This window comes from Ramlibacter sp. (assembly GCF_028291745.1).
Classification (GTDB): domain Bacteria; phylum Pseudomonadota; class Gammaproteobacteria; order Burkholderiales; family Burkholderiaceae_C; genus Ramlibacter.
In genome coordinates this window covers 1-20854 of the sequence record NZ_JAQGNQ010000053.1, presented here as the reverse complement: position 1 = coordinate 20854, position 20854 = coordinate 1, and the positions used below count along the sequence as shown (strand labels likewise).

Annotated in this window: 19 protein-coding genes and 1 pseudogene; 11 read left to right on the top strand and 9 right to left on the bottom strand. The window is 68.6% G+C overall.

The window, feature by feature from the left end; translation table 11 throughout:
• Positions 1 to 38: 38 nt before the first annotated feature.
• On the top strand, positions 39 to 1412 hold the full coding sequence (locus JWP60_RS08265) for an MmgE/PrpD family protein (protein ID WP_299789029.1): 1374 nt from the start codon (positions 39 to 41) through the stop codon (positions 1410 to 1412).
• Positions 1409 to 2155: an SDR family oxidoreductase gene (locus JWP60_RS08260; RefSeq protein WP_299789026.1), complete on the top strand. Its 747-nt coding sequence runs from the start codon at positions 1409 to 1411 to the stop codon at positions 2153 to 2155. Before JWP60_RS08265 ends, JWP60_RS08260 begins: the two co-directional genes overlap by 4 nt.
• Before the next feature lie 84 nt (positions 2156 to 2239).
• Here JWP60_RS08260 and JWP60_RS08255 read toward each other — a convergent pair whose 3' ends face one another.
• The 4 genes from JWP60_RS08255 to JWP60_RS08240 are packed head-to-tail and all read right to left on the bottom strand — an operon-like array spanning position 2240 to position 9317.
• Entirely contained in the window at positions 2240 to 5152 is a 2913-nt protein-coding gene (locus JWP60_RS08255) for a nitrate reductase (protein ID WP_299789023.1), read from the bottom strand.
• 1 nt (position 5153) lies between these two features.
• Positions 5154 to 5582: a nitrite reductase small subunit NirD gene (gene nirD / locus JWP60_RS08250; protein WP_299789020.1), complete on the bottom strand. Its 429-nt coding sequence runs from the start codon at positions 5580 to 5582 to the stop codon at positions 5154 to 5156.
• Positions 5579 to 8026 carry a nitrite reductase large subunit NirB gene (gene nirB / locus JWP60_RS08245; protein WP_299789017.1) on the bottom strand — a complete coding sequence of 816 codons (2448 nt, stop codon included), beginning with the start codon at positions 8024 to 8026 and terminating at the stop codon, positions 5579 to 5581. Before nirB ends, nirD begins: the two co-directional genes overlap by 4 nt.
• Before the next feature lie 4 nt (positions 8027 to 8030).
• Positions 8031 to 9317 carry an MFS transporter gene (locus tag JWP60_RS08240; protein ID WP_299789014.1) on the bottom strand — a complete coding sequence of 429 codons (1287 nt, stop codon included), beginning with the start codon at positions 9315 to 9317 and terminating at the stop codon, positions 8031 to 8033.
• Between the two features lie 199 nt (positions 9318 to 9516).
• Here JWP60_RS08240 and JWP60_RS08235 point away from each other — a divergent pair, with 199 nt between their 5' ends.
• The gene (locus JWP60_RS08235) at positions 9517 to 10755 is read left to right on the top strand and encodes an ANTAR domain-containing protein (RefSeq protein ID WP_299789011.1); all 1239 of its coding nucleotides are present in this window, start codon (positions 9517 to 9519) and stop codon (positions 10753 to 10755) included.
• Between the two features lie 190 nt (positions 10756 to 10945).
• On the opposite strand, the gene JWP60_RS08230 is transcribed toward JWP60_RS08235, so the two are convergent.
• The 3 genes and pseudogenes from JWP60_RS08230 to JWP60_RS08220 all read right to left on the bottom strand — a co-directional run bounded on the left by JWP60_RS08230 (position 10946) and on the right by JWP60_RS08220 (position 11744).
• Positions 10946 to 11383, bottom strand: a complete 438-nt coding sequence (locus tag JWP60_RS08230; protein WP_299789008.1) for a globin family protein — start codon at positions 11381 to 11383, stop codon at positions 10946 to 10948.
• Positions 11380 to 11625, bottom strand: a pseudogene (locus JWP60_RS08225) (ABC transporter ATP-binding protein); the annotation flags it as partial. The gene JWP60_RS08230 and the pseudogene JWP60_RS08225, both read right to left, overlap by 4 nt.
• A complete protein-coding gene (locus JWP60_RS08220; protein ID WP_299789390.1) occupies positions 11610 to 11744 on the bottom strand; it encodes a twin-arginine translocation signal domain-containing protein in 135 nt (44 codons plus the stop codon). The gene JWP60_RS08220 and the pseudogene JWP60_RS08225, both read right to left, overlap by 16 nt.
• A gap of 174 nt (positions 11745 to 11918) precedes the next feature.
• Here JWP60_RS08220 and tsaD point away from each other — a divergent pair, with 174 nt between their 5' ends.
• Positions 11919 to 12956, top strand: a complete 1038-nt coding sequence (tsaD, locus tag JWP60_RS08215) for a tRNA (adenosine(37)-N6)-threonylcarbamoyltransferase complex transferase subunit TsaD (RefSeq protein WP_299789006.1) — start codon at positions 11919 to 11921, stop codon at positions 12954 to 12956.
• 73 nt (positions 12957 to 13029) lie between these two features.
• Positions 13030 to 13674: a class I SAM-dependent methyltransferase gene (locus JWP60_RS08210; RefSeq protein WP_299789004.1), complete on the top strand. Its 645-nt coding sequence runs from the start codon at positions 13030 to 13032 to the stop codon at positions 13672 to 13674.
• 147 nt (positions 13675 to 13821) lie between these two features.
• On the opposite strand, the gene JWP60_RS08205 is transcribed toward JWP60_RS08210, so the two are convergent.
• A complete protein-coding gene (locus JWP60_RS08205; protein WP_299789002.1) occupies positions 13822 to 14721 on the bottom strand; it encodes a LysR family transcriptional regulator in 900 nt (299 codons plus the stop codon).
• Between the two features lie 130 nt (positions 14722 to 14851).
• Between JWP60_RS08205 and JWP60_RS08200 the strand changes: the two genes are divergently transcribed.
• Both JWP60_RS08200 and JWP60_RS08195 read left to right on the top strand, forming a co-directional pair.
• Entirely contained in the window at positions 14852 to 15037 is a 186-nt protein-coding gene (locus JWP60_RS08200; protein WP_299789000.1) for a hypothetical protein, read from the top strand.
• A 1-nt stretch (position 15038) separates the two neighbouring features.
• On the top strand, positions 15039 to 15431 hold the full coding sequence (locus tag JWP60_RS08195) for a tautomerase family protein (protein WP_299788998.1): 393 nt from the start codon (positions 15039 to 15041) through the stop codon (positions 15429 to 15431).
• A 177-nt stretch (positions 15432 to 15608) separates the two neighbouring features.
• Here the strand turns inward: JWP60_RS08195 and JWP60_RS08190 are convergent, their stop codons facing one another.
• Positions 15609 to 15986 (bottom strand): Hsp20/alpha crystallin family protein, encoded by a 378-nt coding sequence (locus JWP60_RS08190; RefSeq protein WP_299788996.1) that lies wholly within the window; start codon positions 15984 to 15986, stop codon positions 15609 to 15611.
• 137 nt (positions 15987 to 16123) lie between these two features.
• Here JWP60_RS08190 and JWP60_RS08185 point away from each other — a divergent pair, with 137 nt between their 5' ends.
• The 4 genes from JWP60_RS08185 to pnp form a co-directional block, all read left to right on the top strand.
• Complete coding sequence (locus JWP60_RS08185; protein ID WP_299788993.1) at positions 16124 to 17389, top strand: branched-chain amino acid ABC transporter substrate-binding protein; 1266 nt, start codon at positions 16124 to 16126, stop codon at positions 17387 to 17389.
• A gap of 178 nt (positions 17390 to 17567) precedes the next feature.
• Positions 17568 to 18740, top strand: a complete 1173-nt coding sequence (locus JWP60_RS08180) for a pyridoxal phosphate-dependent aminotransferase (RefSeq protein WP_299788990.1) — start codon at positions 17568 to 17570, stop codon at positions 18738 to 18740.
• Positions 18741 to 18840: 100 nt separating this feature from the next.
• Positions 18841 to 19104: a 30S ribosomal protein S15 gene (gene rpsO / locus JWP60_RS08175; protein ID WP_299788987.1), complete on the top strand. Its 264-nt coding sequence runs from the start codon at positions 18841 to 18843 to the stop codon at positions 19102 to 19104.
• A 171-nt stretch (positions 19105 to 19275) separates the two neighbouring features.
• Positions 19276 to 20854, top strand: a 1579-nt coding sequence (gene pnp / locus JWP60_RS08170) for a polyribonucleotide nucleotidyltransferase (RefSeq protein ID WP_299788984.1), incomplete at its 3' end; no start/stop codon positions are given.

The window sequence follows — 20854 nt, the reverse complement described above, 5'->3', positions numbered from 1 at the left end:
CCCGAAAGGGCGATCTGGATGCAGCACGGAGACTTTGAATGAGCGCCATCCCTTCGCAACCGACCGTTGCCGAGCGCCTCGCCGGCGCCATGGCCGATGTGCGCGAAACACCGGCGGCCCTGCAGGCCGTGGTCCGCTCGCTGCTGGTCGACGTCGCCGGCCTGTGCCTGGCCGCGCGGCACACCGACTTCGTGCGCGCCACGGTGCAGGCCAGCGACGACCCCGGCGAATGCACCGTGATCGGCCATGCCGCGCCGCGCAGCATCGCGATGGCGGCGCTGTGCAACGGCACCGCGGCCCACGGGGAGGACTTCGACGACACCTACGAAGGCGGGCCGGCGCACGCGGGCGCGGTCGTGGTGCCGGCGCTGCTCGCCACGGCGGAACGCCATCAACTCTCAGGCGCGGACCTGGCGCGCGGCATCGCCGTCGGCGCGGAGGTGATCTGCCGGCTGTGCCCGGTTGCGCCCAAGCTGGTGCACAAGGCAGGCTTTCATCCCACCGCGGTGTTCGGCGCGATCGGCGCGGCGGTCGGTGTGGGCTCGGCGCTGCGCCTGGACGCCAAGCAACTGGTCGATGCGATGGGCGTGGCGGCCAGCATGGCCTCCGGCATCATCGAGTACCTGGCCGAGGGCGCCTGGACCAAGCGCATGCACCCGGGCTGGGCCGCGCAGGCCGGCTATCGCGCGGCGCGGCTGGCGCAGGCCGGCTTCCTCGGGCCGCGCACCGTGTTCGAAGGCGAGCATGGCTTCTTCCATGCCTTTGCCCGTACCCACGAGGGCAACTTCGCGGCCATGCTCGAAGGGCTGGGCAGCCGTTGGCTGGCCGCCGACATCGCGTTCAAGCCGTATGCCTGCGGCACCATGGCGCACCCGTACATCGATTGCGCGCGCAAGCTGGTCGCGCAAGGTCTGGCCGTGACGGAGATCGAGTCCATCGAATGCGAGACCGCCGAAGGCATCGTCCATCGCCTGTGGGAGCCGCTCGCGAGCAAGCAGAACCCGCCCAATGGCTACGCCGCGAAGTTCAGCGTGCCCTATGCCATCGCGGTCGGTCTGCTGCGCGACGACGCGGGGCTGCCCGATTACGAAGAGGCCGTGGTGCACGACCCGCGTGTGCGCGCGCTGGCCGGCAAGGTGCACTACGTGGTCGATCCGAACAATCCCTATCCCCGCCAGTTCACCGGCCACCTGCGCGTGACCTTGCGCAATGGCGAGGTGCGTGAGATGCGCCAGGGCCATTTCCGCGGGGGCGTCGCGGAGCCGCTGTCGTTCGACGACCTGTTGAAGAAATTCCGCGCGAACTGCGACTACGGTGGGGTCGCTGCATCCCGGGCGGACGCGCTGCTGGCGCTGCTGACCGAACTGCCGCAGGCGCCCCGCGTGCAGTTGCAGGAATTGCGCTGCCAATGAGTGCGCCTGCCCGCGTTGCCCTGGTCACCGGCGCTGGCCGCAACATCGGCCGGGCGATCGCCCTGGCGCTGGCCGGCGATGGCCTCGCGGTCGTGGTGAACGCGCGGGCGAACCGCGACGAGGCCGAGTCGGTCGTGCAGGAGATCGTGGCCGCGGGAGGCGACGCGCTGGCGTGCCTGGCCGACGTCACGGATCGCGCGGCGGTCGACGCGATGATGGAGGCGGTGCGTGCGCGCTATGGCCGCCTCGACATCCTGGTGAACAACGCCGCCTTGCGCCAGGAGTCGGCGTTCGGCGACACGGACTATGCGGCGTGGCGTGCCGCGCTGGCCGTGTGCCTCGACGGCGCCTTCCATTGCACGCAGGCGGCGCTGCCCCTGCTGCGGCAAAGCGGGCAGGCCAGCGTGATCAACATCGGCGGCATGACGGCGCACACGGCCGCGAGTCACCGCGTGCACGTGGTCACCGCCAAGGCGGGGCTGGTCGGCATGACGCGCGCGCTCGCCACGGAGTTGTCGCCGCAGGGGATCACGGTCAATTGCGTGGCGCCGGGCCTGATCGCGACGCAGCGCGAGGCCTCGGTCGGCGCGCCCAAGCACCACTCGGTGCACCAGACGCTGGTCGGCCGCCGCGGCCTGCCGCAGGAGGTCGCCGAGGCCGTGCGCTGGCTGGCCGGGCCAGGGACCCGTTACGTCACCGGCCAGGTGCTGCACCTGAATGGCGGGGCGTACTTCGGCGGATGAATCCAGGCCGACACGCGCGCTGCACCTTCCCCTCCGGCCTGTAGGCTGGGCTGCGCGCAGCGCACCCCAGCGCTGCCCCGCCGCTCAAGCGGCCTGTCGCAGCGGCGCGCTCGCCCGCACCATGCGTTTCAACTCCGGGACGCACGAGCCGCAGTTTGTGCCGCAGCGCAAGTTTCCCTGCAGCGACGCGAGCCGCTCTTCGGGCGTGCCACTGCAATGGGCGAGGTACCCGTCGATCGCCGGCGCCTCGACGCCGAAGCAGCTGCACACCTGCTTGCCCTTCTGCTGCACGGCGATCGGCGGCTTCGCGCCCGGCGCCAGCAGCATGCGGCCATAGGCCTGCGCCGGCAGTTCCTGCAGCAACAGCGATTTGAGCCAGGGCTCCGCGCTGGTGTCGCCGGCCAGCAGCAGCGCCTCCAGGCGCAACTCCGCGCCTTCGCGGTGCACGCGCAGGGTGCGGCGCTGGCCCTTGCGGCGGTCTGCGTAGCGCAGGGTCTGCGCTCCGGTGAGTTGCAGCAGGCCTTCGATTTCCTGCACGAGTTCTTCGGGCGGCGCGTCGTAGGCTGCCGCGCGGAACAGCACGCCGCTGCGTTCGTGGGCGGCCGCCTGTGCAAGCGGCGCGTTGTTGGAGAAGGGCACGCAGGAGGCGAACGGGAAGCGCGCCATCAGCGCCTTGAGCCGCTCGCGTGCGAGCAGGGCATCGCCAGCGGGAAGCCATGCCAGCCCCAGCAGGGTCCAGGGCAGTTCCGCCTTGAGGATCTTCACGGCGGCGTGTTTCAGCTCGGGCTGCTTCGAGGTGGGGCAGTACGCCGAGGTGGTCAGCGCATTGACGCCGGCAAGGGGCTCGCCCGTGCTGGACACGCCGCCCAGGAACTCGGCGCCCCAGTGCATGGCGATGAAGGCCTGGCCCAGGCCGATCTCGCTGCTGGCCTGCACCGGCAGCACGATGGAACCGCGCCTGGAGGTGACGTGAACCAGGTCGCCTTCCTTCAGCTGGCGACGCTCGATGTCCTGGGCATGCATCTGCACCACCGGCTCGGGCACGTGCCCGAACAGGCGCCCGAGCGTGCCGGTGCGACTCATGCCGTGCCACTGGTCGCGCAGGCGCCCGGTGGTGAGCGAGAAGGGATAGCGCGATTCGCGCGGCTCGGCAAGCGGCCGGTAGTGCAGGGCGGCAAAGCGCGCCTTGCCGTCGGGGGTGGGGAAGACGCCGTCCTCGTAGAGGCGATCGCGGCCTTGCGTGGCGCCTTCCGGGAAGGGCCATTGGCGCGGCGCGGCTTCGAGCAGGGGATAGCTGAGGCCGGTGATGTCCAGGTCGCGCCCGCGGGTGGATTCGCGGTGTTCGAGCCAGATGGATTCGGGGGTGGTGTAGGGAAACAGGGTTTTGCTCCCTCTCCCGCTGGCGGGAGAGGGCTGGGGTGAGGGTGCCCCCACCGGGCGCCGCTGCCCCTCACCCCCGCCCTCTCCCCCGAGGGGAGAGGGAGCAAGAGCAAGAGCAAGAGCAAGAGCCTCCAACCTCCGCGCGAACTCCACCACGATCTCCCAGTCATGCCGCGCCTCTCCCGGCGCTTCAATCGCCGCACGCACCCGGCTGATGCGCCGCTCGCTGTTCGTGACCGTCCCCTCTTTTTCGCCCCAGGTGGTCGCGGGCAGCAGCAGGTCCGCGTAGTCGCAGGTCGCGGTGGTCGCAAACGCCTCCTGCACCACGACGAACTCCGCGCGCTCGAGCGCGCGCCGCACCGTCGCCTGATCCGGCATCGACTGCGCCGGATTCGTGCATGCGATCCACAGGGCCTTGATCTCGCCGTCGGCCGCGGCCTGGAACATCTCCACGGCGGTCTTGCCGGGCTTCTCCGGCACCGAAGGCACGCCCCACAACGCAGCCACCTCCGCGCGATGCTGCGGGTTCGCCAGATCGCGGTGGGCCGAGAGCAGGTTGGCCAGGCCGCCCACCTCGCGGCCACCCATGGCATTGGGCTGGCCCGTCAGCGAGAACGGGCCGGCGCCGGCACGACCGATCTGCCCCGTGGCCAGGTGCAGGTTGATCAGCGCGGCATTCTTGGCGGTGCCGCTGGCGGACTGGTTCAGGCCCTGGCAGTACAGGCTCAGCGTCGCTGGCGAGGTGGCGAACCACCTGGCCGCGGTGACCAGGTCTTCCTGCGCGATACCGCAGGTCTGCGCCACGCGCTCGGGCGTGTACTCGCGCACCAGTGCTTTCAGTTGCTCGAAGCCGGTGGTGTGCGCGGCGATGTATTCGGGCCGGGTCCAGCCTTCCCACAGCATGATGTGCAGCAGGCCGTGGAACAGCATCACGTCGGTGCCGGGCTGCACCGGCAGGTAAAGGTCGGCCAGTTCCGCCGTGTCGGTCCGGCGGGGGTCGCAGAAGATGATCTTCATCTGCGGCCGCGCGGCCCTGGCCTCCTCGATGCGGCGGAACAGGACGGGGTGCGCGTAGGCCGTGTTGCTGCCGACGATGAAGATGCAGTCCGCGTGGTCGACGTCGCCGTAGCAGGTGGGCGGCGCATCCGCGCCCAGCGTTATCTTGTAGCCGGCCACCGCGCTGCTCATGCAAAGCCGCGAGTTGGTGTCGACGTTGTTGGTCGCCAGCAGGCCCTTGGCCAGCTTGTTGAAGACGTAGTAGTCCTCGGTGAGCAATTGGCCGGAGATGTAGAAGCCCACGGCATCGGGCCCGTGCTGCTGCACGATGCGATCGAAGCGGTCCGCCGCGAGATCCAGCGCGGCGTCCCAGCTCACGCGCACTGGCGCCTCCTTGCGCTGCGCGCGCAGCATCGGCTGCAGCAGGCGCGCGTGCTGCGTGACTGCCGGCGAAGCCGTCAGGTGCAGCGTCGATCCCTTGGTGCACAGGCGCCCGAAGTTGGCGGGATGGTCCGGGTCGCCGCGCACGCCGGTGATGCGCTGGCCCTCGCTCTGGATGATCACGCCGCAGCCGACGCCGCAATACGGACAGGTGGACTTCGTCTCCCGGACACCCGTCATCTCATTCACCGTGCGGAGCCTGTACCCCGAAAGTCGCGTCGCCCAGTGCGCCCTTGCTCGCGCTGGGGCCGGCCTTGGGGGGATCGAGGTCGAGCGCCAGCGTCGCGAGTTCCACCGGATCGAGCAGCACGTGCCCGCCCTCCACGCGGCACGAGAAGCGCTGCGTGCAGCCTTCGTCGGGCGCCTTCGCGCAGCCGTCGTCGAGGCCGATCGTCTGGTTGTGCAGCGGGCAGGCCACGCTGGTGCCGAAGACGATGCCCTGCGACAGCGGGCCGCCCTTGTGCGGACAGCGATCGAGCAGCGCGAACACCTGGTCGGCGTCGTTGCGGAACACCGCCACGTCCATGCCGCGCTCGCGCGCCACGCGCCGCGCGCCCAGCACCGGGATGTCTTCCACCCGGCAGATCACTTGCCAGTCGTTCGCCTTCATGCTGTCTGTCCTTGCGCGTTCAGCTTCTCGAATTGCCGCGTGTCGACCAGCGCCTTGTCCTGCTCGAACCAGGGATCGGGCTCGCCGTCCAGGGCGAACTGCAGCCGCTCCCAGAGCGCCTTGCGGCCCGCGTGGTCCTCGAGAATCTTCTTCTTCACGGAGTCCAGCCCAACCCGGTTGATGTAGTGCACCGTGCGTTCCAGGTACCAGCCTTCCTCGCGATAGAGCTGCAGGAAGGCACCGCTGTATTCCAGGACCTCATCGGCCGTCTTGAGCTTGCAGAGGAACTGGCCGGCCTCGGTCTTGATGCCGCCGTTGCCGCCGACGTAGATCTCCCAGCCGGAGTCGACGCCGATGACGCCGACGTCCTTGATGCCCGACTCGGCACAGTTGCGCGGACAACCACTCACCGCCAATTTCACCTTGTGCGGCGCGTACATGCGCCACAGGGCCCGCTCCAGGTCCTTGCCCATCTGCGTGGAGTCCTGCGTGCCGAAGCGGCACCACTCGCTGCCGACGCAGGTCTTCACCGTGCGCAGCGCCTTGGCATAGGCATGGCCCGAAGGCATGCCCAGGTCCTGCCACACGTTGCGCAGGTCCTCCTTCTTCACGCCGAGCAGGTCGATGCGCTGGCCGCCGGTGACCTTGACCGTGGGGATCGCGTACTTGTCGACCACGTCGGCGATGCGGCGCAGCTCCGACGCCGTGGTCTCGCCGCCCCACATGCGCGGGATCACCGAATAGGTGCCGTCCTTCTGGATGTTGGCGTGGCTGCGCTCGTTGATGTAGCGCGATTGCGGATCGTCCCTGGCCTCCTTGGGCCAGGTGGAGATCAGGTAGTAGTTCAGCGCCGGGCGGCAGGAGGAGCAGCCGTTGGGCGTGCGCCATTCCATGAAGCGCATCGTGTCGGCGATGGTCACCAGCTTGTTCTTGCGGATGGCGTCGCGCACCTCCTGGTGGCTGTGGTCGGTGCAGCCGCACATCGCCTTCTTCCTGGGCGCGGCGGAGTAGTCGCCGCCGGCGGTGAACATGATGATCTGTTCGACCAGGCCGGTGCACGAGCCGCACGAAGCGCTGGCCTTGGTGTGCTTGCGCACCTCGTCCAGCGTGAACAGGCCCTTCTCCTTGATGGCCTTGCAGATGCTGCCCTTGTCGATGCCGTTGCAGCCGCAGACCTCGTCGCCGTCGGCCATCTGCGCGGCCTTGTTCCGGCCCTGGTGGCCGGCATCGCCGAGATTCGATTCGCCGAACATCAGCTTGTCGCGGATGTCGGCGATCTTGCGGCCTTCGCGCAGCAGCTTGAAGTAGTAGCTGCCGTCCACGGTGTCGCCGTACAGGCAGGCGCCCACCAGCTTGTCGTCCTTGATCACCAGCTTCTTGTAGACGCCGGCAAAGGGATCGCTCATCACGATCTCCTCGGTGCCAACGCCTCCCATGAATTCGCCGGCGGAGAACAGGTCGATGCCGGTGACCTTCAGCTTGGTGGAAGTGAGCGAGCCGGTGTAGCGGCCGATGCCGAACTGCGCCAGATGGTTGGCGGCCACCTTCGCCTGTTCGAACAGCGGCGCGACCAGGCCGTAAGCGATGCCGCGGTGCGCCGCGCATTCGCCCACGGCATAGATGCGCGCGTCGGTCACCGTCTGCATCGTGTCGTTGACGACGATCCCACGGCTGCAGTGGATGCGCGCCTGCTCGGCGAGTTCGGTGTTCGGGCGGATGCCGACGGCCATCACCACGAGGTCGGCATCGAGCTCGGAGCCGTCCTTGAATTTCACCTTCGTCACGCGGCCATCCGCGCCGGCCACCAGCTCCTGCGTGTGCGCGCCGATGCGGAACTTCAGGCCGCGCTCCTCCAGCGACTTCTGCAGCAGGCCTCCGGCCACGTCGTCGAGCTGGCGCTCCATCAGCCAGGGCATGACGTGCACCACGGTGACTTCCATGCCGCGCTTCATGAGGCCGTTGGCGGCTTCCAGTCCCAGCAGACCGCCGCCGATCACCACCGCCTTCCGGTATTTCTGCGCTGCCGCGATCATGGCGTTGGTGTCGGCGATGTCGCGGTAGGCGATCACGCCGGCCAGGTCCTTGCCCGGCACCGGCAGCATGAAGGGATTGGAGCCGGTGCACAGCAAGAGGCGGTCGTACTCTTCTTCGGTGCCGTCTTCGGCACGCACGATGCGCCGGATGCGGTCGATCTCCACCACCTTCTTGCCGGCGTGCAGGCGGACGTGGTTCTGCTCGTACCAGTCCCAGGAGTTCAGCACGATCTCGTCCAGCGTCTGCTCGCCGGCCAGCACCGGCGACAGCAGGATGCGGTTGTAGTTGGGATGCGGCTCCGCGCCGAACACCGCCACGTCGTACAGCTGCGGCGCGATCTTCAGCAGTTCCTCCAGGGTGCGCACGCCGGCCATGCCGTTGCCGACCATCACGAGCTTCATTTTCTTCATGGCATTACTCCTGCGAGAACTGCGAAAGGGGTTGTGGGTGCGCGCGGCCGGAGGGCCAGCCGGCAGCGCCGACAGCGCTGGTCACGCGGGCACGGCCGCCGTGGCCGACCCACTTGCCGGTCCAGCCGGCCTGCACGACGCGCAGCAAGGCGAGCACCACGAGGGCCAGCCCCGCGAACAGCAGGAAGCCCCAGGCGTAGCTGCCGGCGTACTGCTTCGCCAGTCCCATCGTGCTGGGGACCAGGCCGCCACCGAGGGCGCCGATCTCACCGATCATGGAACCGGCCACCGCGGTGGCGGCCGGCCAGCGCAGGGGCACGAGCTGGAACAGCGCCCCGTTGCCGGCGCCCAGCGCCGCGAAGCACAGCATCATCAGCAGCGTGGTGAGCGGCAGCGAGCCCGCGGAAAACGCGATCAGCACCAGCGAAGCCGCCACGACGGCGAGCACCACCGTCAGGGTGTTGATGCCGCCCCAGCGATCGGCGAGCCAGCCGCCGACCACCCGCAGCGCCGCACCCATGAAGGCCGCCAGCATCGTCAGCTGCCCGGCCTGCACCTTGCCGGCGCCGAACTGCTCGTAGTAATACGAGGGCAGGAAGCTGGTGAGGCCGATGAAGCCGCCGAAGGTGATCGCGTAGATCACGCTGAACACCCAGCCGTCACCTTCGAACAGGCAGGCCACATGGTCGCGCAGGCTGGCCTGGGGCTTGACGTCAGCCGGCTCGCGCGCAAGGAAGATCATCACCAGCGCAGGCAGCAGCATCGCGCAGGCGGCGACGCCGTACACCGCCTGCCACCCGAGCCACTGCGCCAGCGGCGGCGCCACCAGCACGGACACTGCGGTACCGACGTTGCCGGCGCCGACGATGCCCATCGCCAGGCCCTTGTGCTTCGCCGGGAAAGAGCCGGAGCCGAGCGACATCGCCACGCCGAAGCTGGCGCCGGCGATCCCCAGGAGCACGCCCATCGCCAGCAGGTCGCCGAAGCTGTGCACGAAGAACAGGCCGAACACCATGGCGACGGCGATCATGGCCATCTCCACCAGCGTGGCCGCCTTGCGGCCGATGTATTGCGCCAGGACGCCGAGCGGAAAGCGCATCAGCGCGCCGGCGACGATCGGGATCGAGAGCATCAGCCCCTGCTGCGCGGCGCTGAAGTGATACGTCTCGCGGATGAAGGGCGCCATCGCGCCATTGAGCACCCACACTCCGCAGGAAAAAGCGAAGTAGAGGAAGGCCGCGAACAGCGTCGGCGAGTGGCCGGACTTGAGGAAGGTGTTGAATGCGCTCATCGTGTGTCTGGACCCGGGCAGCCTCGCGGCTCACCCTCGGAAGGAGTACAGGACAGCACACGACGTTGTGCGCGAGGCCGGCGGTACGGTGCACGGCCCGGGTGCATCGTCGCACCCGGCATCCTTCTCACTGCACGGACCGTGCCAGCAGGCGCGAAGCGTGCATGGCCTATGCTTGAACGCCCTGCTGCCGCGCGCCATGACTTCCGTCCTGCTCCTCTCCATGCCCGATCCGGGTGCGCCTGCACTGGCGTCCGACTTCATCGCGGCGGGCTTCGAGGTGCATTCGCAGGGCGATTGCGCCCAGCTGGTGCGCGCGACGCTCCAGGCGAGCCCCGACGTGCTGGTTTGCTGGGCGCCGCGCCCCACGCCGGAGCTGCTGCAGGCTGTTGCCACGCTGCAGGCCCAGCAGCACGTCCCCGTGCTGCTGTTCACCCAGGATGCGAGCGTCGAGACGATGCAGCGTGCACTCGATGCGGGCGTGCACGCATGGGTGGTGCAGGGATACGCGCGCGAGCGGTTGCGGCCCCTGGTGCACCTGGCGCAGGCGCGCGCGCGCCACGAGGCGCAGCTGCGCGGCAAGCTCGCCGAACTGGCCGAGAAGCTCGACGAACGCAAGTGGGTCGACCAGGCCAAGGGCATCCTCATGCGCGCGCAGCACGTGAGCGAGGAGGAGGCCTTCCAGCTGCTGCGCACTGCGTCCATGCAAGGCAGCCAGCGTGTCGGGCAGGTGTCGCGCCAGGTGATAGCCGCGGCGCGCACGGGCGAGGCGATCAATCGCGCGGGGCAGCAGCGCATGCTCTCGCAGCGGCTGGTGAAGCTCTACGCACTGGCCGCCAGCCGGACGGAAGCCGCGGCGGTCGCGGTGCTGACGAACGAGTCGGTGCAGCGGGTCGAGGAGAACCTCGGCTTCCTGGAACGCGAGCTGTCCGCTGCCACGTACGGTGACCTGATCGCGGCCGCGCGCACTGGCTGGCAGGCGCTGCGGCTCGCGCTGGAGGCCCGGCCGCCGGCGCCGGATCCGGCGGCGCTCGACGTGCTGGCCGAGGCGGTGCTGGTGCAGGCCGACGCGCTGGTGCTCGCGCTTCAGGCATCGGGGCTCGCGCCGCAGGTGGGCGTGGTCAACGTGGCCGGCCGGCAGCGCATGCTGGCGCAGCGCATGGCCAAGCTGGCGCTGCTGGGAGCCGGGGAGGCCGCGCTGGCGGAGTGCGCCGGCGCCTTCGAGGAGGGCATGGCGCGCCTGCGCGCGGCGCCGCTATCCACCCCGGAAATCCGCGCGCTGCTGGAGCGGGGCGAGGCGGCGTGGCAGGAATTGCGCGCTGCCGTGGCCAGGACCGCGCGCGTGAAGCTGGCCGCGGCCAGCGAGGAACTGCTGGAAGTGTTCGACCGCCTCACGGCGGCGTACCAGCATTCCATCCAGGTGTTGATGGGGGCGTGACGTGCATGGCATTGCGGCTCGGACCGCAATCCTGGATGTCATTGCGGGCTTGACCTGCAATCTTGAATGTCATTGCGGGTGACCCGCAATCCACGGCGGCCGTCGATCAGGCGCAGCGTGGATCCCGGGTCGAGCCCGGGATGACATCCTTCGACCCGGGGCGACATCCTCGCGCCCCGGATGACATGCATCAAACCCGGGCTGACATGGCCAGTGGCGGCTGTTCTTGCTGCGCCGCGATCATGACCTGCGACAGCGTTCCGTAAGCCGTCTCCCAGGCCTGTCGCACTTGCGGCGTGAATTCCTCGCCGAGTCCCTTTGCCAGCGTCTCCAGCAAGGCCTGGCCGACCACCGGATAGTGTTCCGGCAGGGCGCCATAGGCCACGTGCCGCCGCGCCAGCTGCTGCGCCGTCGGCACCAGCACGTCCAGCCGCGACAGCCCGCCGACGACCCCGGCCAGCATCGCCATCAGCTTGCGGCCCTGTTCCGCCATGTCGCCGCGGAACAGGCCGCGCACTTGCGGCGCCAGTTCGAACAGGCGGGCGTAGAAGATCTCCGCGGCCTGCGGTGCAACGGGTTTCACCTTCTCGAAACTGGCTTGCACCAGTGCGATCTGCTCGGGGGTCATGCTGCTGCCTTTTGCGGGTTGGAAAATCCGGCGGCCAGCCGGGCGGAGATCGGCTCCACCTTGCGCTGCTTGTCGTACAGGAAGCACAGGATCTCCTGCCGGCAACGGTGGTAGACCTTGTCCTCGGCCAGCGCGATGCGCTTGCGCGGGCGGGGCAGCGGCACGTCCATCAGCTGGCCGACGGTGGCCGAGGGGCCGTTGGTCATCATCACCACGCGGTGGGACATCAGCACCGCCTCGTCGGGGCGGTGCCCTGCGCCATCACGATGGCCCGCAAGCTGCCCGCGAGGCCGGCGCCCCCCAGGGCGGCCGCGCCCTGCAGCAGGGACCGGCGGGACACCGGGGTGGAGGATTTCCGCATCGTCTGCTCCTGTGGCGAGGAAATGAAATCGGCGGCCATCGCGGCCCGCACCGTACGCGTGCGATCCGGAGTTCGACTCACCCGGTGCAGCAACAAGCGTGCCGCGGTGCGAAGACATCCCGGCGCCTTCCGCGTTCAAAATGTTCGGCCCAGCACGCCGCTAAACTCCGGACCATGATCGTGTTGGGCATCGAATCCTCCTGTGACGAAACCGGCGTCGCGCTGGTCGCGACCGCGGGCGCGCAGGTCCCCGTGTTGCGCGCGCATGCGTTGCACAGCCAGATCGAGATGCACCAGGCCTATGGCGGGGTGGTGCCGGAGCTGGCGAGCCGGGATCACATTCGCCGCGTGCTGCCGCTCGCGCAGCAGGTGCTCGCCGAGTCCGGTTGCGCGCTGCGCGAGGTGGATGTCGTCGCGTACACGCGCGGGCCCGGGCTGGCCGGCGCGCTGCTGGTGGGGGCGGGCGTGGCCTGCGCGCTGGGGGCGGCGCTGGGCAAGCCGGTGCTGGGTGTGCACCACCTCGAAGGACATCTGCTGTCGCCCTTCCTGAGCCAGGATCCGCCGCGCTTTCCCTTCATTGCCTTGCTGGTCTCGGGGGGCCACACCCAGCTGATGCAGGTGGAAGGCGTCGGCCGCTACCGCATGCTGGGCGAGACCATCGACGATGCCGCCGGCGAGGCCTTCGACAAGTCCGCCAAGCTGCTCGGCCTAAGCTATCCCGGGGGGCCGGCGCTCTCGCAACTGGCGCAGCAGGGCGACCCCACCGCCTTCAAGCTGCCGCGTCCGCTGCTGCACAGCGGCGACCTGGACTTTTCCTTCGCCGGACTGAAGACGGCCGTGTTGACGCAGGTCAACAAACTGGGCCCGCAGCTCGAAGAGCGCAAGGCCGACCTCGCGGCGTCCACCGAGGCCGCGATCGTCGAGGTCCTGGTGAAGAAATCACTGGCCGCGCTGGAGCGCAGTGCACTTGACCGGATCGTCGTCGCCGGGGGCGTCGGCGCCAATCGCCGCCTGCGTGCTCAACTGGACGCGGCCTGCGGCAAGCGCGGGGTGCGGGTTCACTATCCCGAGCTGTCGCTGTGCACGGACAACGGGGCCATGATCGCGCTGGCCGCGGCCATGCGGCTGCAGGCCGGCGTGCAGGAGGCGCGGGCCGACTATGCCTTCGACGTCAAGCCGCGCTGGCCGCTGGAGGCGATCACCTCGGCCTGAAGCAAGGGGTACTACGGGGGGCGGAGGGTTTCCCGCAGGGAGAGCCAGCGGACTGCGTGCCTAAGATCAAGCCATGAGCGCCGCCGTCACCTCTCCCCCGCCCTTCGACGACCCTGCCGGCACCTGGAACCGGCGCTTCTCGGCCTCGGGCTACCTGTTCGGCACCGAGCCGAACAGCTGGCTGCGCGGCCATGCGGACGTGTGGCAGGCGGGCCAGCGCGTGCTGTCGGTCGCGGATGGCGAAGGCCGCAACAGCGTCTGGCTGGCGCAGCGCGGCCTCACGGTCGATGCCTTCGACATCTCCGAAGTGGGCATGCGCAAGGCCAGGGACTTCGCACGCACGGCGGGCGTGAAGGTCAACTTCGCCGTGGCCGACATCGCCACCCTGGCCTGGCCCGAGAACATGTACGACGGGGTGGCGGCGATCTTCATCCAGTTCGCCGACCCGGCGCTGCGCGAGCGCATCTTCGGTGGCATGGTGCAGTGCCTCAAGCCGGGCGGCACGCTGGTGCTGCAAGGCTACACGCAGCGCCAGCTGGAGTACCGCACGGGCGGCCCGCCGATCGAGTCGCACCTGTACACGCCGGAGCTGCTGCGCGAGGCATTTGCCGAACTCGAAGTGATCGAGCTGCGCGAATACGAGGCGACGCTGGACGAGGGCACAGGCCATCGCGGGCATTCGGCGCTGATCGGGATGATTGCGCGCAAACCGGCTTGAGAGCACGTTCGTGTGCGAAAGGCTTTTTGAACGCAGAAGGCGCGGAAGTAAAACCAAACACGCAGAAGTCGCCAAGCCTCTTGGGATGACACCCGTCAGACCTGTCTGCCCTTCTGCGTTCAAGCATCCTTGCATGACGACAGCGCCTCACGCGTTCCTCGCAAACCACTCCGCCCAGTAGTCAACGCAGGCCTTGATCTTCGGCAGCCGATGCCGCGTGCCGGCGGTCACGGCGAACACCGGCACGGTCTGTACGTCGACGTGGTCCTGCAGTACGCGCACCAGCTCGCCAGCATGCACCAGCGGTTCGCCGACCAGGGTCGACAGCCGGCCGATCCCGAGACCCTGCAGCACCATGGTGGCCAGCATGCCGGAGTCGTTGGCGCGCCAGTGGCCGCTGGCGGGGAACAGCGTCGTGGCGCCCTCGTGCCGGAACGGCCAGGCATTGAGCAGCGGCACGGCGGTGGTGGTGACCAGGCGGTGCTGCGCGAGTTCGTCGGGCTGCGCGGGCAGGCCATGCGCCTGCCCATACGCCGGCGCGGCATAGAGCGCGCGCCCCAGGGTGCCGATCTGGCGCGCGACTGCGGTGTCGGCCAGCTCGCCGCCGGCGCGGATGGCGATGTCGATGCCCTCGCGCGTCATGTCGGCCAGCCGGTCGCCCACTTCCAGGTCGACCTGCAGGCGCGGATGACGCGCGGTGAGTGCCGGCAGGCTGGGGATGATCTGGTACTGCGCGACGACGGTGCTGGTGGCCACGCGCACACGGCCGCTCGGCTCGGCGGAGCGCGCGGCGAATTCGCCTTCCATCTCCTCCAGCGTCACCACCGCGCGGCGGCTGTAATCGAGGAAGGTGCGGCCTTCCTCCGTCAGCGACAGGCCGTGCGTGGAGCGGCGCATCAGGCGCGCGCCGCAGGCCTTTTCCAGGCGCGCGAGCGTGCGCGAGACCTGGCTGACCGGCACGTCGCGTTCACGCGCGACCGCCGACAGCGAGCCGAGGTCCGCGACGCGGGCATAGAGGGCCAGTTCGTCGAACTGCAGATGACGCATAGGGGCGCATCGTAGCCAGCATCGCGCTGCCTTGCAGCGGGTGCAAAACCGATTTGCGGCCGGCGCCGTTTCGCCGCGCGGGTCCCATCCCTAGAGTGCAGCCCAGGCACACACGAAAGGAAGGGCCACCATGGACTACCGGTATACCGAGGATTTCGCGCGGCAAATGGAAGCGGCGGAGTGGCGCGCGCATGAACTGCGCGAAAAAGCGCTGACCTCGTTGTGGCAGGCCATCGCGCACGGAGTTGCCAATGCCTTGCGCCGGGTGAGGCATCGCCTCGCCGGCACGCGCACGCCCATCCTTCCGGAGGCCTGAAATGCCCACCCTGCAACTGAAGCTGTCGCCGCCGCAAGCGGCCGAACGGGTGGCGCGGCTCGCGCGCACGCTGACGCAGCTGTCCACGGAGCTCCTCGGCAAGCGGCAGGAGGTGACGGCGTTGACCGTCGAGGAAGTGTGGCCTGGCCGCTGGTTCATCGGCGGCCGGGCGGCAAGCGAACCCACCGCCATGCTGGAGATCCGCGTCACGGCGGGCACCAACAGCGCCGAGGAGAAGGCCGACTTCGTTGCCGCCGCGTTCAATGCACTGGAGCAGCAACTGGGCGGCCTGGCCGAAGCGAGCTACGTGGTGGTGCAGGAGGTGGCCGCTGGCGATTGGGGCTATGGCGGGATGACGCAGGCGGCGCGCAAGAAAAAAGCGCCCCTGCTGTGAGGCAGAGGCGCTGTCTTGATGGGTTTGCTCCCTCCCCCTCCGGGGGAGGGTTGGGGTGGGGGCGCCCCGGCACTGAATGAGCGCGCGACGCGGGGGGGGCGCCCCCCTCCCAGCCTCCCCCCGGAGGGGGAGGAGCAAGAAGAGCCTCCCCGCTCCGGGGGGAAGGGGCAAGAGGTCTTACTTGACCTCGATCTGCCGCGAAGTCACGACCTGCTTCTTCTTCGCGAGGGCGAGCGTCAGCACGCCGTTTTCCAGCTTGGCGCTGGTCGCTTCGCCGTCGATGTCGGCGGGCAGTTCGTAGGCGGCCTGGTACTGGCGCGGGGCATCCTTGACGGTCTGCACGCGGACCACGGCGCCGTCGACGTCGATGGTGAGTTGTTCACGGGTGACGCCGGGCAGGTCGAGCGACACCGTCCAGGCTTCGTCGTTCTGTTCCACCTTCAAGCCGGTGGGGCCAGCGTTGAAGAAGGGCGCGTTCAGGAAGCGCTCGAAGCCGCGGTCGAGGGAACGGGCGGGCACGAAGGCGTGGGTGCGATGGGCGGGGGCGTAGAACATTCAATGGCTCCTGTGGGAATGGGGTGGGACACGGGTCCCGTACACTGCGCGGCTCTCGCTGTTTGCTCTCGCTGCATTCGATCGCCGCCTGGTCCCCATCTGCGAACCCGGCGGCGCATTTCAAGGGAATTCCAGGCATGAAAATTGTTCGGCGCGCGGTCTTGAAATCGCTGGCCGCGTCTGCACTCCTTCCCGCCCTCGCGCGTGCCCAGGCCGCCGCGCCGATCCACCTGGCGTTGATCGAGGGGCTCTCCGGCGGCAACGCCAACGGGGGCGAAGCGGTGTTCCGCAACCTCGCATGGGCGGTGGAGCGCGTCAACCAGAGTGGTGGCGTGGCGACGCGCGAGGGCCGGCGGCCGCTGGCCCTGGATCGCTACGACAGCAAGGGGCAGATCGAGGAGGCGCTGTCGGCACTGCGCTCGGCCGTAGATGCCGGCGCCCGCATCGTGCTGCAAGGCAATTCGTCCGCGGTGGCGGCGGCGCTGATCGAGGCGATCAACCGCCACAACGAACGCGAGCCGCAGCGGCGCGTGGTCTTCCTCAATTACGCGGCGGTCGACCCGATCCTCACCAACGAGCGCTGCAGCTTCTGGCACTTCCGCTTCGACGCGCATGCCGACATGCGCATGGCGGCGCTGATGTCGGTGCTGCGCGAGGACACCGCGGTCAAGTCGGTCTACCTGCTCAATCCCGACTACAGCTTCGGCCAGGCGGTGCAGCGCGAGGCGCGCCGGCAACTCGCGCAGCAGCGTCCGGATATCCGCATCGCGGGCGACGAGCTGCATCCGCTGCTGCGCATCAAGGACTTCGCGCCGTACGCCACCAAGATCAAGGCGAGCGGCGCCGACGCGGTGATCACGGGCAATTTCAGCAACGACCTCACGCTGCTGGTGAAGGCCGCCCGCGAGGTCGGCTTCGACGGCCGCTTCTTCACCTTCTACGGCAATGCGCTCGGCGCGCCCGCCGCCATCGGCGAGGCCGGCATCGGCAAGGTGCTGGCCGTGGCCGACTGGCTGCCCAATCTGCCGACGCCCGAGAGCGAGGCCTTCTACCGGTCCTTCCGCCAGCGCTTCCCGCGGCCCGAGGACGACTACGTGCACATGCGCATGCAGTTGATGATCGAGGCCCTGGCGCAGGCCATCGCGCGTGCGGGCACGATCGAGGCCGTGCCGCTGGCCAACGCGCTGGAGCAGGCCAGGGTGAGCTTCGCGGGGCAGACCGGTTTCATGCGCGCGGCCGACCACCAGTTCCAGCAATCGCTGGTGGTGGGCGTGATGGACCGGCAGGGCACGCCCGGCGTGAAGTTCGACGTGGAAGGCTCAGGCTACGGCTTCCGCGTGGTGCGCACGCTGTCGCCGGCGCAGGCGGAGATGGCGTCTTCGTGCCGCATGGCTAGGCCGTAGGGAGCGGGAGCGGACAGCCGGAACACCCAGTATCCGGACGCAGAAAACGCGAAAGTTACGCAGAAGACGCAGAAAAGTTATTCAACAAATCTTCGGAATTTCTTCTGCGACTTCTGCGCAACTTCTGCGTCTTCTGCGTCCAGATGTTGGCTTTTGAATTTCCACGACAATTCCCACAATGCGCCAGACCGTCATCGACCTCGAAGAATCCAAGATCCGTGAAGTGGCCAACGCCGGCATGGGGCGCAGTGACGTGCTGGCGTTCTGGTTTGGCGAGAGCGACGAGGTCACGCCGGAGTTCATCCGCGAGGCGGCCATCGAGTCGCTGCGCAAGGGCGAGACCTTCTATGCCCACAACCTCGGGCTGCCCGAATTGCGCGAGGCGATCGCCGGCTACACCAGCGCGCTGCACGGCGCCGTGGGCGCCGATCGCATCGCGGTCACCTCCGGCGGGGTCAACGCCTTGATGCTGGCGTGCCAGGCGGTGGTCGACGCCGGCGACGAGGTGGTGGTGGTCACGCCCGTGTGGCCCAACCTGCCGGCGCAGGCGCGGATCATGGGCGCGCAACTGAAGCCGGTGCCGCTCACGCCGCGCGCGGGCGCCTGGACGCTCGACCTGCAGCGACTGCTGGACGCGATCACGCCGGCCACGCGCCTGCTGATCGTGAACGCCCCGAACAACCCCACCGGCTGGACGCTCACGCGCGCCGAGCAGCGCGCCATCGTGGAGCACTGCCGCCGCACCGGCACCTGGATCCTGGCCGACGAGGTCTACGAGCGCCTGTACTACGAGGAAAGCGCCAGCCGCTGCGCACCCAGCTTCCTCGACGTGGCCGCGCCCGAAGACCGCCTGATCGTCGCGCACAGCTTCTCCAAGAGCTTCCTCATGACGGGCTGGCGGCTCGGCTGGCTGGTGATGCCGGCCACGATGACGCATGGCATGGGCAAGCTGATCGAATTCAACACCTCGTGCGCAAGCGTGTTCACGCAGCGCGCCGGCATCGAGGCGATCCGCCGCACCGACGAAGTCACGCCGCGCGTGGTGGCGCACCTGAAGACCTGCCGCGACACGCTGGTGCCGCTGCTGCAGGGCTTGCCGGGCGTCGAATTGGCGGCGGCCAAGGGCGGCATGTATGCCTTCTTCAAGCTCGACGGTTTCGACGATTCGCTGACGCTCGCCAAGCGCCTGGTGACGGAGGCAGGCATCGGGCTAGCGCCCGGGAATGCCTTTGCGCCCGAGGCGCAGGGATGGCTGCGGTGGTGTTTCGCGAGCAAGGATCCGGGACGGCTGGGGCAGGGGGTCGATCGGCTGGCAACCTGGTTGTCGCGCCAGCCCTCCGCGACGACGTAAGCCAAATCCCGTATAATCGTCCGGTTCTGCATCCGCAGAGCGCACGTAGTGCCGCAGTTCCAGCAGCGCTACGCAAGTCAACAATCTTCAAGGACATCCCATGACCCCGATCACCACGGCAGAGGTCGTCTCCGCGCACGCGCGTGGCGCCAACGACACCGGCAGCCCCGAAGTGCAAGTTGCACTGCTGACCGCCCGCATCAACGAGCTCGCCCCGCACTTCAAGACGCATGCCAAGGACCACCACGGCCGCCGCGGCTTGCTGCGCATGGTGAACCGCCGCAAGAGCCTGCTCGCGTACCTGAAGAACAAGGATACCGAGCGCTATACGTCGCTGATCACCAAGCTGGGCCTGCGCAAGTAAGCAGTCCTGCACCATGAACGCCTGAGACGGTTTCGCGACTGGCTCAGGCGTTTTTTACTTCGGAGCATCGGCCCGACGAGCGCTGTGTCATTCCCCAGGGTTTAGGCGCCTAGTCCCTGGGGAATGGCATCTCGTACGGCCCTCTCCGGCAACCAGAGAAAGAACAAAGCCATGAGCATTTTCAACAAGGTCACCAAGACGTTCCAGTGGGGCAACCACACCGTCACCCTCGAAACCGGCGAAATCGCGCGCCAGGCCGGCGGCGCCGTCCTCGTCAGCATCGATGACACCGTGGTGCTGGCTACCGTGGTCGCCTCCAAGACGGCCAAACCGGGCCAGGACTTCTTCCCCCTGACGGTCGACTACATCGAGAAGACCTACGCTGCCGGCAAGATTCCCGGCTCGTTCTTCAAGCGGGAAGCCAAGCCGTCCGAACTCGAGACGCTGACGTCGCGCCTGATCGACCGCCCGATCCGCCCGCTGTTCCCCGAAGGCTTCTACAACGAGGTGCATGTGGTCATCCACACCGTCTCGCTGAACCCCGAAGTCGACGCCGACATCGCCGCCCTGATCGGCGTGTCCGCTGCGCTGTCGATCTCCGGCATCCCGTTCAACGGCCCGATCGGCGCCGCCCGCGTGGGCTACGTCAGCGGCGAATACGTGCTGAACCCGGGCCCCTCTGCCCGCAAGATGTCGGACCTCGACCTGGTGGTCGCCGGCACCGAAGCCGCCGTGCTGATGGTGGAATCGGAAGCGCACCAGCTGTCCGAAGAAGTGATGCTCGGCGCCGTGGTGTTCGGCCACGAGCAGGGCAGGATCGCGATCAACGCGATCCACGAACTCGTGCGCGAAGCCGGCAAGCCCGTGTGGGACTGGCAGGCGCCCGCCGAAGACGAATCCTTCGTCAGCAAGGTCAAGGGCCTGGCCGAAGAGAAGATCCGCGCGGCCTACCAGATCCGCAGCAAGCAGGCGCGCACGCAAGCCCTGCGTGATGCCACTGCTTCCGTGCAGGCGGCGCTCAAGGATGAGGGCGCCGGCTTCGACCCGATCAAGGTCGACACCCTGCTGTTCGAGATCGAGTCGCGCATCGTGCGCAGCCAGATCCTCGCCGGCGAGCCGCGCATCGACGGCCGCGACACGCGCACCGTGCGCCCGATCTCGATCCGTACCGGCGTGCTGCCGCGTACCCATGGTTCGGCGCTGTTCACGCGTGGCGAAACCCAGGCACTGGTCATCGCCACGCTGGGCACCGGCCGCGACAGCCAGAAGATCGACGCGCTGATGGGCGAGTACACCGATCCGTTCATGCTGCACTACAACATGCCGCCGTTCGCCACCGGCGAAACCGGCCGCGTCGGTACGCCGAAGCGCCGCGAGATCGGCCACGGCCGCCTGGCCAAGCGCGCGCTGCTGGCAGCCATGCCTGACCCGGAAGACTTCAGCTACTCGGTGCGGCTGGTGTCGGAAATCACCGAATCGAACGGTTCCTCGTCGATGGCATCGGTGTGCGGCGGCTGCCTGGCGCTGATGGACGCCGGCGTGCCGATGAAGGCGCACGTGGCCGGCATCGCGATGGGCCTGATCAAGGAAGGCGGCAAGTTCGCCGTCCTGTCCGACATCCTGGGCGACGAAGACCACCTCGGCGACATGGACTTCAAGGTAGCGGGTACCGCCAACGGCATTACCGCGCTGCAGATGGACATCAAGATCATGGGCATCACCAAGGAAATCATGCAAGTGGCGCTGGCGC

Coding starts and splice junctions, on each gene's coding strand:
- JWP60_RS08265 (WP_299789029.1), top strand. CDS start 39: ATGAGCGCCATCCCTTCGCAACCGACCGTTGCCGAGCGCCTCGCCGGC.
- JWP60_RS08260 (WP_299789026.1), top strand. CDS start 1,409: ATGAGTGCGCCTGCCCGCGTTGCCCTGGTCACCGGCGCTGGCCGCAAC.
- JWP60_RS08255 (WP_299789023.1), bottom strand. CDS start 5,152: ATGACGGGTGTCCGGGAGACGAAGTCCACCTGTCCGTATTGCGGCGTC.
- nirD (WP_299789020.1), bottom strand. CDS start 5,582: ATGAAGGCGAACGACTGGCAAGTGATCTGCCGGGTGGAAGACATCCCG.
- nirB (WP_299789017.1), bottom strand. CDS start 8,026: ATGAAGAAAATGAAGCTCGTGATGGTCGGCAACGGCATGGCCGGCGTG.
- JWP60_RS08240 (WP_299789014.1), bottom strand. CDS start 9,317: ATGAGCGCATTCAACACCTTCCTCAAGTCCGGCCACTCGCCGACGCTG.
- JWP60_RS08235 (WP_299789011.1), top strand. CDS start 9,517: ATGACTTCCGTCCTGCTCCTCTCCATGCCCGATCCGGGTGCGCCTGCA.
- JWP60_RS08230 (WP_299789008.1), bottom strand. CDS start 11,383: ATGACCCCCGAGCAGATCGCACTGGTGCAAGCCAGTTTCGAGAAGGTG.
- JWP60_RS08220 (WP_299789390.1), bottom strand. CDS start 11,744: ATGCGGAAATCCTCCACCCCGGTGTCCCGCCGGTCCCTGCTGCAGGGC.
- tsaD (WP_299789006.1), top strand. CDS start 11,919: ATGATCGTGTTGGGCATCGAATCCTCCTGTGACGAAACCGGCGTCGCG.
- JWP60_RS08210 (WP_299789004.1), top strand. CDS start 13,030: ATGAGCGCCGCCGTCACCTCTCCCCCGCCCTTCGACGACCCTGCCGGC.
- JWP60_RS08205 (WP_299789002.1), bottom strand. CDS start 14,721: ATGCGTCATCTGCAGTTCGACGAACTGGCCCTCTATGCCCGCGTCGCG.
- JWP60_RS08200 (WP_299789000.1), top strand. CDS start 14,852: ATGGACTACCGGTATACCGAGGATTTCGCGCGGCAAATGGAAGCGGCG.
- JWP60_RS08195 (WP_299788998.1), top strand. CDS start 15,039: ATGCCCACCCTGCAACTGAAGCTGTCGCCGCCGCAAGCGGCCGAACGG.
- JWP60_RS08190 (WP_299788996.1), bottom strand. CDS start 15,986: ATGTTCTACGCCCCCGCCCATCGCACCCACGCCTTCGTGCCCGCCCGT.
- JWP60_RS08185 (WP_299788993.1), top strand. CDS start 16,124: ATGAAAATTGTTCGGCGCGCGGTCTTGAAATCGCTGGCCGCGTCTGCA.
- JWP60_RS08180 (WP_299788990.1), top strand. CDS start 17,568: ATGCGCCAGACCGTCATCGACCTCGAAGAATCCAAGATCCGTGAAGTG.
- rpsO (WP_299788987.1), top strand. CDS start 18,841: ATGACCCCGATCACCACGGCAGAGGTCGTCTCCGCGCACGCGCGTGGC.